This is a genomic window from Streptomyces sp. NBC_01515 (assembly GCF_045040345.1).
Taxonomy (GTDB): Bacteria; Actinomycetota; Actinomycetes; order Streptomycetales; family Streptomycetaceae; genus Streptomyces.
Genome location: NZ_CP109416.1, coordinates 143,798 through 157,181 on the forward strand (window position 1 = coordinate 143,798; position 13,384 = coordinate 157,181).

Here is a 13,384-nt window from a genome sequence, read left to right on the forward strand (position 1 = left end):
TCGCTACGGACACCGAACCGTCCGACAGGAAGAAGCACAGAGGATGTACGGAATTCTCGATCCACGTTCCCATGGGAAATCCGCTCCACAAAGAGATCCAGGAGAAGACTAGTGGATTCCCTAGACCTTCGAGTTCTCCGGCCCGTTTCGCCGTTAGGCAGGAACGGTCACCAGCACCAGGAAACAGGTTGTCCCGCATCCCAGGTCATGGTCAACTCGCCTATGGAAGCGACCCGTTGGCCTCCGGGATTCACTGCCATAAACACCGGGGTGGGTGCGGGCACACTCAACACCTGCCACGTTCCCGCGGATCCAGGGTCCAAAGCCATGACGTCGCCGCCTACACGGACCCGAGCGTCCGGTCCGACAACTCTCGCTACTGCGAGACCCCGAACCGCCCGCAGACCCACACGCCGTACCAAGTCGTCCTCAAACCCGAGCCCGGTACCATTCACGAGCTGTTCCTGGGGAGCCTTCGGGCATTGCGTATCGAGACGGGACCGCTACTTGACCCGCCGGTCCGCCGGATCATGTCCCTGCGGGGCCCTCCCGGTGGAGCAGCGGTATCCGGGACCCGGCCCGGTGCGCGTTTCGCCGGTTGGACAGCGGCTCATCGAGCCGACGCATGCCGCAGCGGATGCCCGCACGGTCCTGGAACGGGCCGACTCGCCGCGGCCGGCCGCACACACCCTGGACGAGCCGGATAGCGTGCGCAGCGCCGAACGGTTCGCCGCACGGCCCAGGCATGTTCCAGCGGGTACGGCGCATCGTGCCTGCGGCGCCGGAAGCGGGCCACGCGACCCGCCACCGGCGCGACGGGCCGACCGAACAGGCCGGGCTGCCGGGCTCGTCAAAAGCCGTGAGGTCCTCGACGGATAGACCCCATTCGTCCGCTTCACCGTGGAGACCGGCGAGTTGGCCGACATGGTGAACACCTTCGCCGAGGACGTCCTGGTGACGGCCGAGGACCCCGAGGTCCGGGGCGACAGGCCGGGCCCGCTCACCGCGGTACGCGATCTCACGGAAGGCATGGTCAACTGTGGCGCCCAGGCCCGAGAGTTCGGACCGTCCCGCTCTCGGTCCCCTCCTTCTCCTCCCATCGGCGCGGCATCTCCGCCACCCGTAACCGGCCACCTCCTGTCCCGGCGCACCCGGTCACAACCAGACAGGGAACCGACCGTTGCAGTTACCACTCTTCGTCACCGAAACTTGGTGCCGGTGGCACGGCAGGAAGGGCGTGGGCAGCGTGACGGAGGAGCTTCGCTTTGCTGTGCTCGGCGCATTGCGAGTGCACCGTGGCAGTGCGGAACTACATATCAGGCAGCCTCAGCTGCGGGCCGTGGTGGCGGTCCTGCTGCTGCGGCCCGGACATGTGGTGTCCAAGGCACAACTCGTCGACGCGTTGTGGGGTACCACGCCCCCCAACAGGGCCACGACCACGATCCGCACCTACGCCTGGCAGTTGCGGAGCCTGCTGGAACCGGACCGCGCCAGGCCGAGTGTCCTCGTGTCGGTCGGGGACGGCTACCGGTTGGTCGTCCCGCCGTCCGCGCTCGACGTTGGACAGGCCGAACTGCTCACCCGGGAAGCCGGGCTGGCACGTACCTCGGGACGGACCCGGGAGGCGAGCGACCTGCTGGCGCGGGCACTCGGCATGTGGCAGGGAGAGACGCTGGCAGGTGTCCCCGGGCCCTTCGCCACCCGGCAGCGCCGCCGGCTGGAGGAGTTACGGATCTCTATGCTGGAGGAGCGTTTCGATCTCGACCTCGCCCTCGGCCGTCATCGCCAGGTCATTCCCGACCTGGCGGACCTCACGGCCACCTATCCCCTGCGCGAGCGTCCGCACGGCCTGCTGATGCGCGCGCTGTACGGGGCGGGCCGGCAGGCCGACGCGCTCGCGGTGTACGGCGGCGCCAAAAGGCTGCTGCTGGAGGAGCAGGGCATCGATCCGGGACCCGAACTGACCACCGTCTACCGGCAGGTCCTGGAGAACAGTCCGGCCCTGTCCATGGCGACCGCCGAGGAATCCGCGGCGCCCGACGAGCCGGCGGAGAGAACCGAGGCAGCGACCACCGCCGCCATCCGTGACCGGGACGCGTTGCCGGTGCCGGCGCATCTCCCTCCCGATCTGCCCGACTTCGCCGGACGTACGGACGCCGTAAGCGACATGCGCACCGTACTGACGATGCCTGGACGCCAAGCGCTGACCATCGTGGCGATCGCCGGGATGGGCGGGATCGGGAAGACCTCGCTGGCCCTGCACACCGCCCACGGGGTACGCCACGCCTATCCGGACGGGCAGCTCTACGCCGATCTGCGCGGCAACGACGACAGCCCGGCCGAGCCCGCCATCGTACTGACGGGCTTTCTCCTGGCGCTCGGTGTCGCGGCCGAGGCCGTGCCCGACGCCCTCGACGACCGCTGCAAGCTGTTCCGCTCGATACTGAACGGTCGCAGAGTACTGATCGTCCTGGACAACGCGCGTGACGTGTCGCAGGTCAGGAACCTGCTGCCCGGATCGGCCGGCTGCGGGCTCGTCGTCACGAGCAGGTCTCGGCTCTTCGGTCTGCCGCTCACGAAGCAGGTCGGCGTGGACACGTTCCGGCCCGATGAGGGCCTGTCCTTGCTGAGCGCGGTCGTGGGACCCGAGCGGGTGGAGGCGGAGCGGACGTCGGCGCTCGAACTGCTGCGGCTGTGCGGGTTCCTGCCACTGGCCGTCCGAATCGTGGCCACCAAGCTGGCGTCCAGGCCGCAGTGGACCATCGCGACGCTGACCGCCCGGCTCTCCAACGAGCGGCGGCGCATCGAGGAACTGCGCGTGGGTGATGTGTCGATCCACGCGGCCTTCGAGGTCGGATACCGGCAACTGCCGCCTCAGCAGGCCCGTGCCTTCCGGCTTCTGGCCGTCGCGGGTCCGCTTGACTTCGGCCTCCCCGCGGCCGCGGCGGTGCTCGCCGCGGAGGAAGAAACGACGGAGGAGCTGCTGGAGTCCCTGGTGGACGCCGCCATGCTGGAATCCCCCGAACCGGGCCGCTACCGCTACCACGACCTGCTCCGCGTCTTCGCTCAGCGGACGGGGAGCGGTCACGGGGCCGAGACCGACCAGGCCTTCGGCAGACTGCTCGACCACCTGCTGGCCACGGCGTGCAACGCGTTCGCGCACGCCGTACCGGGAGACCGGGTCGCCGACTCGCTCGGGCCGTTGCGGTCGCCGGGGCTGTGGTTCCGCGACGTTCAGGAGGCGCGGTCCTGGATCACCGGTGAGATCGCGGTAGTGACGAGCGCGGTGCTGCGCACGGTGGGCCGGCCGGCGGAGGCGGACGACGGATGGCTGGGGACCGCCGTGGACATACTCATCGCGGTCAGTCCCTTCTGCGTCGATGCCCGCTTCGAGGAGCTGGGGTCCGCCGCGTCGGAGCTGGCGCGGGAGGCCGAGCTGCGCGGCGACCAACGGGCCTTCGGCCGGGCGCGGTTCCTGTGCAGCGACATCGCGTTGCAGGCTGCCCGGCCCGTCGACACCGAACAGCACGCGCGCCAGGCCGTCGACGCCTCAAGGAGCACCAAGGATTCGGTGATCCTCCGCCAGGCGCTGAACAACCTCGGCGTGGCCGTCATGTTCCAGCGCCGGTACGCCGAGGCGGTGGTGTGCTTCGACGAGGCGATCGCGCTCGCACGCGTGCTGGGCCACAGGTCCGGCGAGGCGGCGACCACGATCAACGCGGCGCTCGCCCGTCTGCGCAGTGGGCGGGCGGCCGAGGCGGCAGCTGCCTGCGAGGCCACGCTGGGGGTACTGCGCGCCATGGGGGACCTTCCGGGGGTGGCGTACGCGCTGTACGTGCTGGCGCTGGCACTGCATGAGGAAGAGCGGTTCGACGACGCCGTCGCCCGGTACACCGAGTGCCTCGCCGTGTGCCGGTCGGCCGACATCCGCGGACGCGAGGCGCACGCCCTCTATCGGCTCGCCGAAACGCTCCGCAGGACGGGACGGTACGAGGAGGCGGTGCGGTACGTCACCGAAGCCGTGGCCCTGTGCCAGGAGATCGGAGCCGTACGGGACCACGCGTACGCCTTGAAGGTGCTCGGCGAGGCCCAGGCCGATCTCGGCCAGATCGAAAGCGCCCGCGTCCGGCTGGACGAGGCGAAAACGCTGTTCACCCGTCTCGGACTTCCTGACGCCAACGACGTCAGCCGGATCCTGGACCGCTTGACACCCCAAGGGTGACACAAGCCGGAAATAAGCACCAGAGAAATCCCGGAGAAAGCCAAATATACCGGGAATGGACCGCATGTATGGCCCGGCATGAAACAGTGGTCATCAATAGTCGGAATGTGCATCGAAAGAGCCGCAGAACTCTTGGCAGTTCAGTTCCGCGGCGGCACAGACCGAATTCGGCCCTTTCTCAGGAGGCGTTGAGATGCCCAAACCTCGCGAACAGAAAGACAACCACCTGATCTACGCCGATGCGGTGGGGTCACGGGGGAAGTCGGGCGTTTGGTTCGGCGAGCGCGAAGACATCAAGGCCAAGCAGGTCACCGTGATGGACGCCGTCAAGGAACGGGTCGAGTGGGTGCCGGTTGAGGACGCCGTGATGGCGATCAGCCTTGACCCGCCCGGCATCGTCCTGATGGCGCCCAACCCCTCGCTGCCCGGCATCATTGTCCTCGCCGACGGCGCCACCGCCGAGAACACCGAGCACCTCAAGAAGCACTACACCGAGATCGTGCAGGACGTCCTGAAGGACGCGAAGATCGCGCAAGAGGACTGACAATCCATTCTGCTGCGGTGTCATCGGCGATCGGCGGTGACACCGCAGCAGTCTTCTCACCGTGCGCGTTTCGACGCATGACTGATTCCGCATTTTCAGGAGGTCACCCGTGATGAATGACGCCGATCGGCTCTGGAACAAATATCTACTCGTCGCTCAGGGAGCGGAGGGCATCGTCTTCGATCCCGTCTCCCTCGGGAGCGCCAGCCTCACCGCCGACGAGATGCGGCGCATCCGTGCCGACGAGCCCGGGATCCTGGCGGAGATGAGGCAGCTCGGCTTCTCTCCGGATCCGGCGACCGCACCGCAGCGCGATCTCATCCTCGACCGGGTCCGCGGACTGGGCATGACGGGAAAGCCCCCGCGCATCAGCGGTTACCGCATCGTGGTGACCGACCGCTGCAACATGACCTGCACGTACTGCTTCGTCGACACCAACACAGGCGCCGACGACATCACCATCCCCGAACTCCGTGAGGGGCTCGAGTACCTCTTCGAGCAGAACGCCGGCGAGGAGGAGGTCACGATCCAGTGGTTCGGCGGAGAGCCAACCACGCGGTTCGACCTGATGAAGTACGGCGACGAGTACGCTCTCGAACTCGCCGAGAAGCACGGCGTCGGTCGTGTGCAGTTCACCGTCGTCACCAACGGTGTCCTGATCAAGGACGCCATGATCGAGCACTTCAAAGAGTTCAAGTACGGTGTGGGCGTTTCCTTCGACGGCACTCCCGACAACAACAAGCTCGAACGCTTCCTTCTCTCCGGGAAGCCGGCCGACGAGCGGATCCACCGGAACATCCAGCGGCTGATCGAGGCCGGTGTGTACGTGGGCTGCAACCTCACGCCCACCCCCACCAACGTGAGCGACCTCCCGAACACCGTCGAGTACGTGCTGTCGCTCGGCATCAACTTCATCTACGTCAACACGCCGATACCGATCTCGGGTCGCTGGCATGTCGACGGCGAGGCACTGTGCCGCGCGGTCTTCCGTTCGCGTCTGCTGGCCCTGTCCCGCGGTGCCATGCTGTTCTCCTCGCTCGACCGGATCTACCAGGCTCTGGACACGCGCCTGCCGAAGATGTACGAGCACATCCAGCAGGACGGCGGCCTCAATGCGGCGCTGCTGTCCCGCGGGCGGATCTCCGTCCTCGATCTCAACTGGCGTGACGAGTCGTTCATCTTCCCGATCAGCAGGCTCCGTGAGGAACCGGAACTGCTGGCCGGGGCCGCGAAGAACCTGCTGCCGGCGAAGGAGTGCGGAGACTGCCCCGCGGCCGCCGTCTGCGGTGGGCCCTCCCGCAACGACGTCTCGCTCCGGAACAATCCCGAGCCTGATTCCCAGATGTGCGACTTCTTCCAGGTGGGTCTCAAACTCGCCCTCACCGACCACACGGGATTGCAGTGACCGGCCGCATCGGGGCACTCAGCGGGGTGCTGGTCTCGACAGCCGACAACTGCGAGGTGAACTGCCGGTTCTGCTTCAGGGCCGACGTGGGACGCGACGTCCTAAGCCTCGACGCGTACTCCCGGGCTCTGTCGCGCCTTCGTGAGATCGGCGTCGACGAACTGTGCCTCTCGGGCGGCGAACCGACCGATCATCCCGAGTTCCGCCAACTCGTCCGCGTGGCACTGCAGTTCGGCTTCCGCGCGTCGGTGGTCACGGCCGCCAGGACCGGGCCGCGCCTGGATGCGCTCGCCGACGTGGCCGGCATGCTCAGCCATGTCACCGTCTCCGCCGACAGCCGCAGAGCGGACGAACTGGGCCGCACCGGGCGGACGATCCCCTCGACGTCCGCCGTCTTCGAGGCGCTGGGGCACCGCCGGGCCAGCCTGCACGTCACCGCCTACGAACTGGACGTGGACGACGTGAAGTCGATCGTCGGCGTGGTCGAGACCGCCGACATCCCGGTCGAGGTCAGTCCGCTCCTTCCGTCACCGACGTTCCGGTTCGAGAATCCCGACCTCAAACGCGACCTGGCGCTGATCGACACGTTCTTCGGCATGTCGGAACAGCTGAGGACGGTGGTGTCGGACTATCACACGTGGTTGCGCGATCCGGTACTGCGTCCCTGCGAGTCCGCGCGGCTTTACCTGTCCGCCGACGGATTCCTGCGCCGCTGTCCGTATGACAAGGCCGGCCAGGTGTCGGTCTTCGCGACCCGGCAGGTCATCAGCGACGCGCTTGAGCAGTCGTTCTGCGAACCACCGAACACGAGTCTCGCCTGCATGGCGATCTGCCGTTCGGAAAGTCACGAGGGATGAGGTGCCGATGAGCACGACGCAGGATCGACCGACCGTGGTGATCGGCACCATGAGATGCTCGGGGTCCTTCAACGGCCTGATGGTTCTGGGCCGTGACACGCACGACGGCCGGGAGTTCATCGACGGAGCGCTCGCACGGGGATTCACCACCTTCGACACCTCTCCCGTCTACGGCCGCGGACATGCGGAGGAGGATCTCGGAGCCTTCCTTCCCGCGGACACGGCGGTGTGGACGAAGGCGGGAATCGACACCTCCACCCCCCTGCCCACGCTGGACTACAGCCTCGACGGGCTGACCAGGTCGCTGCGGGGAAGTCTCCGGCGATTGAGGCGCGATCACGTCGAGGTCGCCTTCGTGCACAATCCGGAGCCGAAGCGGATCGCGGACATCGACCTCGCCGGGTTCGCCAGACACTGCTCGGACACGGGCCGGGCGGACCTCGTCGGTGTCAGTGTGCTCCTGCCGGAGGTGAGCCTGCCCAGGATCGCCGGCCGGCTGCCCGCCGGCAGCGTGATCATGTGCGAGGCAGACCAGCTGGATCCCGGCGACAGGACCACGATCAGCCTGCTCGCCGACTACCGTCTCGTGGTCCGCAGCCTCTTCTCCGGCGGCTCGCGGCTGCGGGCCGTGCAACCGGATCGCAGGGCGGAGTCGATCGCCGCCAGGATCGCCGAGATCAACGAGGTCTACGCCCCCGAAGCCGTCGTCGTCGGTCCCCGGACCGCAGAGCAGTTGGACGACTACGCGGCAGCGGCGGCCCGGACGCCGTCGTCCGGTCCCCTCTCTTCCGTCAGGGGGGTACATGCCGCTCCGTGACGCCGAAGTGGTCAGGCAGCTGGAGGTGTTCGGGTTCGCTCACCTCCGTCAGGTCGCTTCGGACGCCGTCGGGGGCCTGGAGAGCGGATTCGGGAAACTGATCGAGCTGTCGGCGGACAGCGCGCCGAGCGAACGGGTGACCAGGTTCGACATCCTCACCGAGCTGCCCGAACTCGGCCGGATCTCCCGGTCGTCGTGGGTACGCGGCATCTGCGAGACGTACTTCGCACGACACCACCAGGTCATCACCAGCGACGCGAACGCGCTGGTCGGCGACTCGTACTGGCACTCGGACGGCTTCTACAACACGCCCTTCCTGCGCTTCGTTCTGTATCTCGACGCCGTCACGCACGACACCGGCGCGCTGCGCTTCCTGGCCGGGTCGCACCGTGCCGACAACGGCTGGCTCGGTGATCCGACCCGCCACGTCATCAGGCACCGGCAGGACCTCGGCCTCGACGGCAACGACGTACCGGCGGTAGTGGTCGACTCCCGGCCCGGTGACGTCATCGTGTTCGACACGAACGTCATGCACGCGGCATGGAACGGCGATGTCCGGCGCCAACTGGCCTTCAACTGCGTCGGTGAGCCGGTGACCGAGGCCGAGCAGCTCGACACGCGCCGCTACTTCCTCAACCGCTACGTCTCGGGATCGGTGCTGATCGGATGAGCCTCGCTCCACTGTCGGCGACCGCCGCCGAGGTCACGCACTTCAGGACGTTCGGATTCGTGCGCCTGCGCGGCGCACACGACGATGTCGCGCCGGCGGTCGCGGAAGCCTTCGAAGACGTCCTCGGACGATCCTCACCGGGTCGGCAGGCAGGTGCGGGCGTCTCCCGCATCGCCGAGCACAGTGACGTACTCCGGGCGGTACTGCTGGCGGACCACCGGTGCCCGCGGCTGGCACGCCGGCTGCTGGGCACGGACGTGGTCTACGCCGGCGGGGACGGGGTCCGCCACGACGGTGCCGTCGAGTGGCACCGGGACGGCGACCACCGCGCGCTCCGGCTGCTCAAGATCGTCCAGTACCTGGATCCGCTGCACAGCCGCACCGGAGCCCTACGGATCATTCCGGGCACTCACCGGCGCGGCGGGAGCTGGGACACGTTCACCGCGGAGCTGGACGACCCGCTCCGACGGCTCGGTATGGAGCCGATCGACGTGCCGGCCTTCACCGTCGAGTCGTCCCCGGGCGATCTCGTCGCCTTCGACCCGCACTCCTACCACGCGTCGCTCGGCGACTGTTACGGGCGGCGGCAGATCACCACCACGTACGCCTCCGTACCGGAGTCGGACGAAGCACGAAGGGAACTGAGCGACTACCTGCTCGCCGACCGACCGACACTGCGGGAGTCCGACGATCTCCCGGCTCTCACCTGACGAACGCACGGAAAAGGGTGGTTGGGGATGGACGACGCGACGGAGGGCACCGGGGTGGCGACGCTCCGGGCGAACCGGGAAGTGGCGCCGTTGGAGTGGTTCGACGAACTGCGCGAGTCGCGCGGCATGGACTGGGACGAGACCACGGGCACGTGGTACGTGACACGGTACGACGACGTGTACGAACTGCTGCGCGATCCCCGTCTCGGCGCGCAGGTCGAGACGTACTGCCCACCCGGTCTGACGGAAGGACAGCAGAAGACCTACTGGCGGGTGACGGAGTTCATCGACCGCTGGCCGGTGTTCTCCGATCCACCGCGGCACACCGGCATGCGACGACTGCTCCTCCCGCTGTTCACGACCGCCGCCGTGGGGCGGGCGGCCGCCGCGGCGGCGACCTCTGTCGCGGTCACAAGCCCCGCGGTCGCGCCGGACGGGCTCTTCGCCGCCGTGGTCAGGCCCGCGTTGGCGGCCGGTCTGTGCAGCTTGCTCGACGAGCCGCCCGACGCCCTGGCGGAACTCGGCGACTGTGCCACCCGGATTCTGGCCTTCGGGTCGATCGAGACGTACGACCCTGCCGCCGGCCTGCGCGCGGAGGAGGCCTTGGACGAGCTGACCGAGCTCGTGCGGCAGCGCTGTGCCACCCCGGCCGGAGTCCTCGCCTCCGCGCTGAGCCGCTCCCTGTCCGACGGAACACTCGATCTCCTGGACGCCACCGCGGTGTACGCCCAGCTCGTCAGCGGAGCGCTGGAACCCACGGCGGCGGCCGTCGCACGCGTCCTGGAGGTGGTGACGGGCCCGGAGGGCGTCGGGCTCGACATCAAGGCGGACGTCGACGCAACCATCGACGAGGCGCTGAGGCTGGTCACCCCCTTCCACCTGGCCATGAGACGAGCCCTGACCGACCTGCAGATCCACGGCCACACCGTACGGGCCGAGTCGCGCGTAGTCCTCGTGCTCGTGGCGGCGAACCGCGACCCGAGGAAGTTCGCGGAGCCGGACACGTTCCGCCTCGACAGGGCCGGAGCCCGTCATGTCGCGTTCGGGCGCGGCCGGCACGCGTGTCTGGGCGCCGCGCTGACCCGTCAGGTCATGCGGGAGGTGGTGCTCGGACTATCGGCGAGCGGAGTACTGGAGGGGCTGCCGCCTTTGAAGTCCGTGTGGAACACGGACTTCGGAGGCCGCTTCGTCCAGGACGTCGTGAGCGCACAGGACGCCTGAGGCAGCCGGACAACAGGTGACGGACGAACACTCACCACCGAGGATATCGATGCCCAAGACCATCACGAGTACCGGCGAGTTCAAGGAACTCTGGACGATGCCGCCCAACTTCTATGTCAGCCACGAGTTCTACCGGCCGGACTTCTCCTTCCCCAGTGCCCTGGAGGTCCTTGACGTCGTCCGGCACGACGAAGAAGCGCGCGTGACACTTCTAGGCTCGGACAGCCCTGCCGTGCGGACGGCCAAGACGATGTCCTTCAAGCGCGCACCCGTCGAGGAGGTCGCCACCTGGTCGTTCAGGCTCGCGCACTTCAACCTCTCCCGCTTGTACGACGGCGTCCTGCACGGCTTCTACGAGCAGGTGATGATTCCCTGGCGGATGTTCCTGGCGGCCCAGGGATTCACCTGGCAGCGCTGTGCGCCCGACCTGTTCATCTCCGGCCCCGGCGGCAGTTCCACGTATCACGCCGACCAGTCGCACGGTCTGGTGTGGCAGGTCGAAGGGGCCAAGACCTTCCACAGCTACGTCGTCCCCGACAGCGCGGTCCCCGCGGACTCCGCGATCAGCGGCGACTTCACGGCCGAGGACCCACCGCCGCACGCCGACGAGGACCGCCAGGACGCACGGATGGAGCCGGGCGAGCTGCTGTGGAGCCACTTCCTCACGCCGCACTGGGTCACCGGTGAGTCGCCCCTGAGCATGAGCGTGACCCTTTCCCACGGCGGCCTGTGCCACCAGGGCCGCTATGCCGAACGGGAAACCGCCCTGCGCCGCCACTGGGACCACCACCCCGAGCAGGCGTGGCTGACCGACCTGCGCAACACACGTTACTGAGCCCTTTCCAACCTCCGGCGTCGGCTGGGCAGTTGGCTGAGAAGGCATCCGCTTTCCGAACGTGATCCTATGATTCGTGCTCGTCCGGCATGCATTCCCTTTGGTGGCGGCAGAGTTCGGGTGATTCATCGGGGCCTTCCTTCGTGGATACCCCGGCCTTCAGGCCGGGGAGGAAACGAAGCTCCTGCGAAGCAGGGCAGGAGGAGTCGGTTCGCCGCCAGGGCGGACCGGCGCCCACCGCCGACCGTCCGATACCCGCCCCTCACACGGGAGTTGATAGAGTGTGAGGTATGGCGGAGCAGGTGAAGCGGGCGTTCAGATACCGCTTCTACCCCACGGACGAGCAGGCGGCCGAGCTGTCGCGCACGTTCGGCTGCGTCCGCCTCGTCTACAACAAGGCGCTGGAAGAGCGCACACGGGCCTGGTACGGACAGCAGCACCGCATCTCCTACCTCCAGTCCTCGGCCGCGCTGACCCAGTGGAAGAAGACCGAGGAACTCGCCTTCCTGACGGAGGTGTCCTCCGTCCCGCTCCAGCAGGCGCTGCGCCACCTCCAGACGGCGTTCGGGAACTTCTTCGCCCAGCGCACGAAGTACCCGCGCTTCAAGTCCCGGAAGAAATCCCGCGCGTCGGCCGAGTACACCCGCTCCGCCTTCACGTGGCGCAACGGACAGCTGACTCTGGCGAAGATGTCCGGTCCGCTGGACATCCGCTGGTCGCGCCCCCTCCCGGAGGGCAGCGAGCCGACCACGGCGACCGTGTCCCGTGACCGTGCGGGCCGGTGGTTCGTGTCGATGTTGTGCGACGACCGCATTGCTCCGGCTCCGGCCACGAAGAACGCGGTCGGCATCGACGCCGGCATCACCTCCCTGGTGACCCTGTCCACCGGCGAGAAGGTCACCAACCCGCGTCACGAGCGCCGTGACCGCGCTCGTCTTGCCCGGGCGCAGCGGGAACTGTCCCGTAAGGCCAAGGGCTCCGCGAACCGGGAGAAGGCCCGCCGTAAGGTCGCCCGCGTGCATGCGCGGATCGCCGACCGGCGCCGCGACCACCTGCACAAGCTCACCAGCCGTCTCGTCCGTGAGAACCAAACGGTCGTGATCGAGGACCTCACCGTCCGCAACCTGCTCAAGAACCACACGCTCGCACGCGCCATCTCGGACGCGTCGTGGACTCAACTGCGCTCCATGCTGGAGTACAAGTGCGCCTGGTACGGGCGCGACCTCGTCGTGATCGACCGCTGGTTCCCCAGCAGCAAGCTATGCGGGGCCTGCGGGGCGGTCGCGGCGAAGATGCCGTTGAACGTTCGCGCGTGGACATGCGCCTGCGGCGCCGTACATGACCGCGACATCAACGCGGCCCGCAACATCAAGGCGGCCGGGCTGGCCGTCTCGGCCTGTGGAGCTGGTGTAAGACCTCAAGGGAGTTCTCCTGGCGGGCAGTCGGCGTTGAAACAGGAACCCCTACAGCGCGAGCCGTAGGAATCCCCCTCCTTCAGGAGGGGGAGGAAGTCAATCGCTCGTCTTGCTCACGGAGGTGGCCATGCCGTCGGTGCTCGGTCTGTTGGAGGCTCGGGAGAAGAAGGTCCGGGAAGAGGTGGCCCGGCTGGAAGAGGAGGCCGCTCGGGTGCAGGCCGCGCTGGAGGCGGCCCAGGGCGCGGTTGCCCGGCTGGCCAATGCTCGGAGCACGGTGGCGGAGGTCCTGTCCGAAGAGCCCGCCGAGGGTTATGGTCCGGCCGGGGGGCAGTTGCCAGTTCGGTGGTGCCTCCACGCGCCGAGGGCATGGGAGTGGAGGTCCTGGCAGTGGAGTATCAGCAGATCCTGGCAGTGCTTGCCGAGCCGGAGGCCGGCGAGGGGGTGCGGGTGAAGCCGATCGCGCTGCGACTGAGTGGGGAGTTGACGTCGGCCCTGCTGGAGAGCGTGCGCTGCCGGGTCAAGCGCCTGGTCACGCGGCGCTGGGCTGTGGAGGTCCGGCCGAATGTGTTCACCGCGATGATGAACACGTCACCGGAGGTCTCGGGATGAAGGCATCCCGGCGGCGTCCGGCCAGGCGGGAGGACATGAGCATGATCATGGACCGCAGCACCATCGCCTCGTGCATGGC

12 protein-coding genes are annotated in these 13,384 nt (G+C 68.0%); all 12 read left to right on the forward strand.

Features of this window, described 5'->3' with window-relative positions; genetic code table 11:
- The first annotated feature begins 71 nt into the window (after nucleotides 1-71).
- Nucleotides 72-707, forward strand: coding sequence for a glycine--tRNA ligase subunit alpha (locus OG407_RS00605; protein ID WP_405853928.1), 636 nt, complete (start codon nucleotides 72-74; stop codon nucleotides 705-707).
- A gap of 632 nt (nucleotides 708-1,339) precedes the next feature.
- Complete coding sequence (locus OG407_RS00610; protein WP_405853930.1) at nucleotides 1,340-4,222, forward strand: BTAD domain-containing putative transcriptional regulator; 2,883 nt, start codon at nucleotides 1,340-1,342, stop codon at nucleotides 4,220-4,222.
- A 193-nt stretch (nucleotides 4,223-4,415) separates the two neighbouring features.
- Nucleotides 4,416-4,766: a hypothetical protein gene (locus OG407_RS00615; RefSeq protein ID WP_405853932.1), complete on the forward strand. Its 351-nt coding sequence runs from the start codon at nucleotides 4,416-4,418 to the stop codon at nucleotides 4,764-4,766.
- Nucleotides 4,767-4,878: 112 nt separating this feature from the next.
- Nucleotides 4,879-6,171, forward strand: coding sequence for a radical SAM protein (locus OG407_RS00620; protein WP_405853934.1), 1,293 nt, complete (start codon nucleotides 4,879-4,881; stop codon nucleotides 6,169-6,171).
- The gene (locus tag OG407_RS00625; protein WP_405853936.1) at nucleotides 6,168-7,028 is read left to right on the forward strand and encodes a radical SAM protein; all 861 of its coding nucleotides are present in this window, start codon (nucleotides 6,168-6,170) and stop codon (nucleotides 7,026-7,028) included. The genes OG407_RS00620 and OG407_RS00625 overlap by 4 nt, the downstream gene beginning before the upstream one ends.
- A 7-nt stretch (nucleotides 7,029-7,035) precedes the next feature.
- Nucleotides 7,036-7,845 carry an aldo/keto reductase gene (locus OG407_RS00630; protein ID WP_405853938.1) on the forward strand — a complete coding sequence of 270 codons (810 nt, stop codon included), beginning with the start codon at nucleotides 7,036-7,038 and terminating at the stop codon, nucleotides 7,843-7,845.
- Nucleotides 7,832-8,515 carry a phytanoyl-CoA dioxygenase family protein gene (locus OG407_RS00635; RefSeq protein WP_405853940.1) on the forward strand — a complete coding sequence of 228 codons (684 nt, stop codon included), beginning with the start codon at nucleotides 7,832-7,834 and terminating at the stop codon, nucleotides 8,513-8,515. Before OG407_RS00630 ends, OG407_RS00635 begins: the two co-directional genes overlap by 14 nt.
- Nucleotides 8,512-9,225 carry a phytanoyl-CoA dioxygenase family protein gene (locus tag OG407_RS00640; protein WP_405853942.1) on the forward strand — a complete coding sequence of 238 codons (714 nt, stop codon included), beginning with the start codon at nucleotides 8,512-8,514 and terminating at the stop codon, nucleotides 9,223-9,225. The genes OG407_RS00635 and OG407_RS00640 overlap by 4 nt, the downstream gene beginning before the upstream one ends.
- Nucleotides 9,226-9,252: 27 nt before the next feature.
- A complete protein-coding gene (locus OG407_RS00645) occupies nucleotides 9,253-10,446 on the forward strand; it encodes a cytochrome P450 (RefSeq protein WP_405853944.1) in 1,194 nt (397 codons plus the stop codon).
- A gap of 49 nt (nucleotides 10,447-10,495) precedes the next feature.
- On the forward strand, nucleotides 10,496-11,281 hold the full coding sequence (locus OG407_RS00650) for a hypothetical protein (protein WP_405853946.1): 786 nt from the start codon (nucleotides 10,496-10,498) through the stop codon (nucleotides 11,279-11,281).
- Nucleotides 11,282-11,571: 290 nt separating this feature from the next.
- Complete coding sequence (locus OG407_RS00655; protein WP_405853947.1) at nucleotides 11,572-12,762, forward strand: RNA-guided endonuclease InsQ/TnpB family protein; 1,191 nt, start codon at nucleotides 11,572-11,574, stop codon at nucleotides 12,760-12,762.
- Nucleotides 12,763-13,083: 321 nt separating this feature from the next.
- Nucleotides 13,084-13,305, forward strand: coding sequence for a hypothetical protein (locus OG407_RS00660; RefSeq protein WP_405853949.1), 222 nt, complete (start codon nucleotides 13,084-13,086; stop codon nucleotides 13,303-13,305).
- The last annotated feature ends 79 nt before the right edge of the window (nucleotides 13,306-13,384 follow it).

Bases quoted from the DNA above. Each gene is read 5' to 3' on its own strand.
- OG407_RS00605 (WP_405853928.1), top strand. From the start codon at position 72: ATGGGAAATCCGCTCCACAAAGAGATCCAGGAGAAGACTAGTGGATTC.
- OG407_RS00615 (WP_405853932.1), top strand. From the start codon at position 4,416: ATGCCCAAACCTCGCGAACAGAAAGACAACCACCTGATCTACGCCGAT.
- OG407_RS00620 (WP_405853934.1), top strand. From the start codon at position 4,879: ATGAATGACGCCGATCGGCTCTGGAACAAATATCTACTCGTCGCTCAG.
- OG407_RS00630 (WP_405853938.1), top strand. From the start codon at position 7,036: ATGAGCACGACGCAGGATCGACCGACCGTGGTGATCGGCACCATGAGA.
- OG407_RS00635 (WP_405853940.1), top strand. From the start codon at position 7,832: ATGCCGCTCCGTGACGCCGAAGTGGTCAGGCAGCTGGAGGTGTTCGGG.
- OG407_RS00640 (WP_405853942.1), top strand. From the start codon at position 8,512: ATGAGCCTCGCTCCACTGTCGGCGACCGCCGCCGAGGTCACGCACTTC.
- OG407_RS00645 (WP_405853944.1), top strand. From the start codon at position 9,253: ATGGACGACGCGACGGAGGGCACCGGGGTGGCGACGCTCCGGGCGAAC.
- OG407_RS00650 (WP_405853946.1), top strand. From the start codon at position 10,496: ATGCCCAAGACCATCACGAGTACCGGCGAGTTCAAGGAACTCTGGACG.
- OG407_RS00655 (WP_405853947.1), top strand. From the start codon at position 11,572: ATGGCGGAGCAGGTGAAGCGGGCGTTCAGATACCGCTTCTACCCCACG.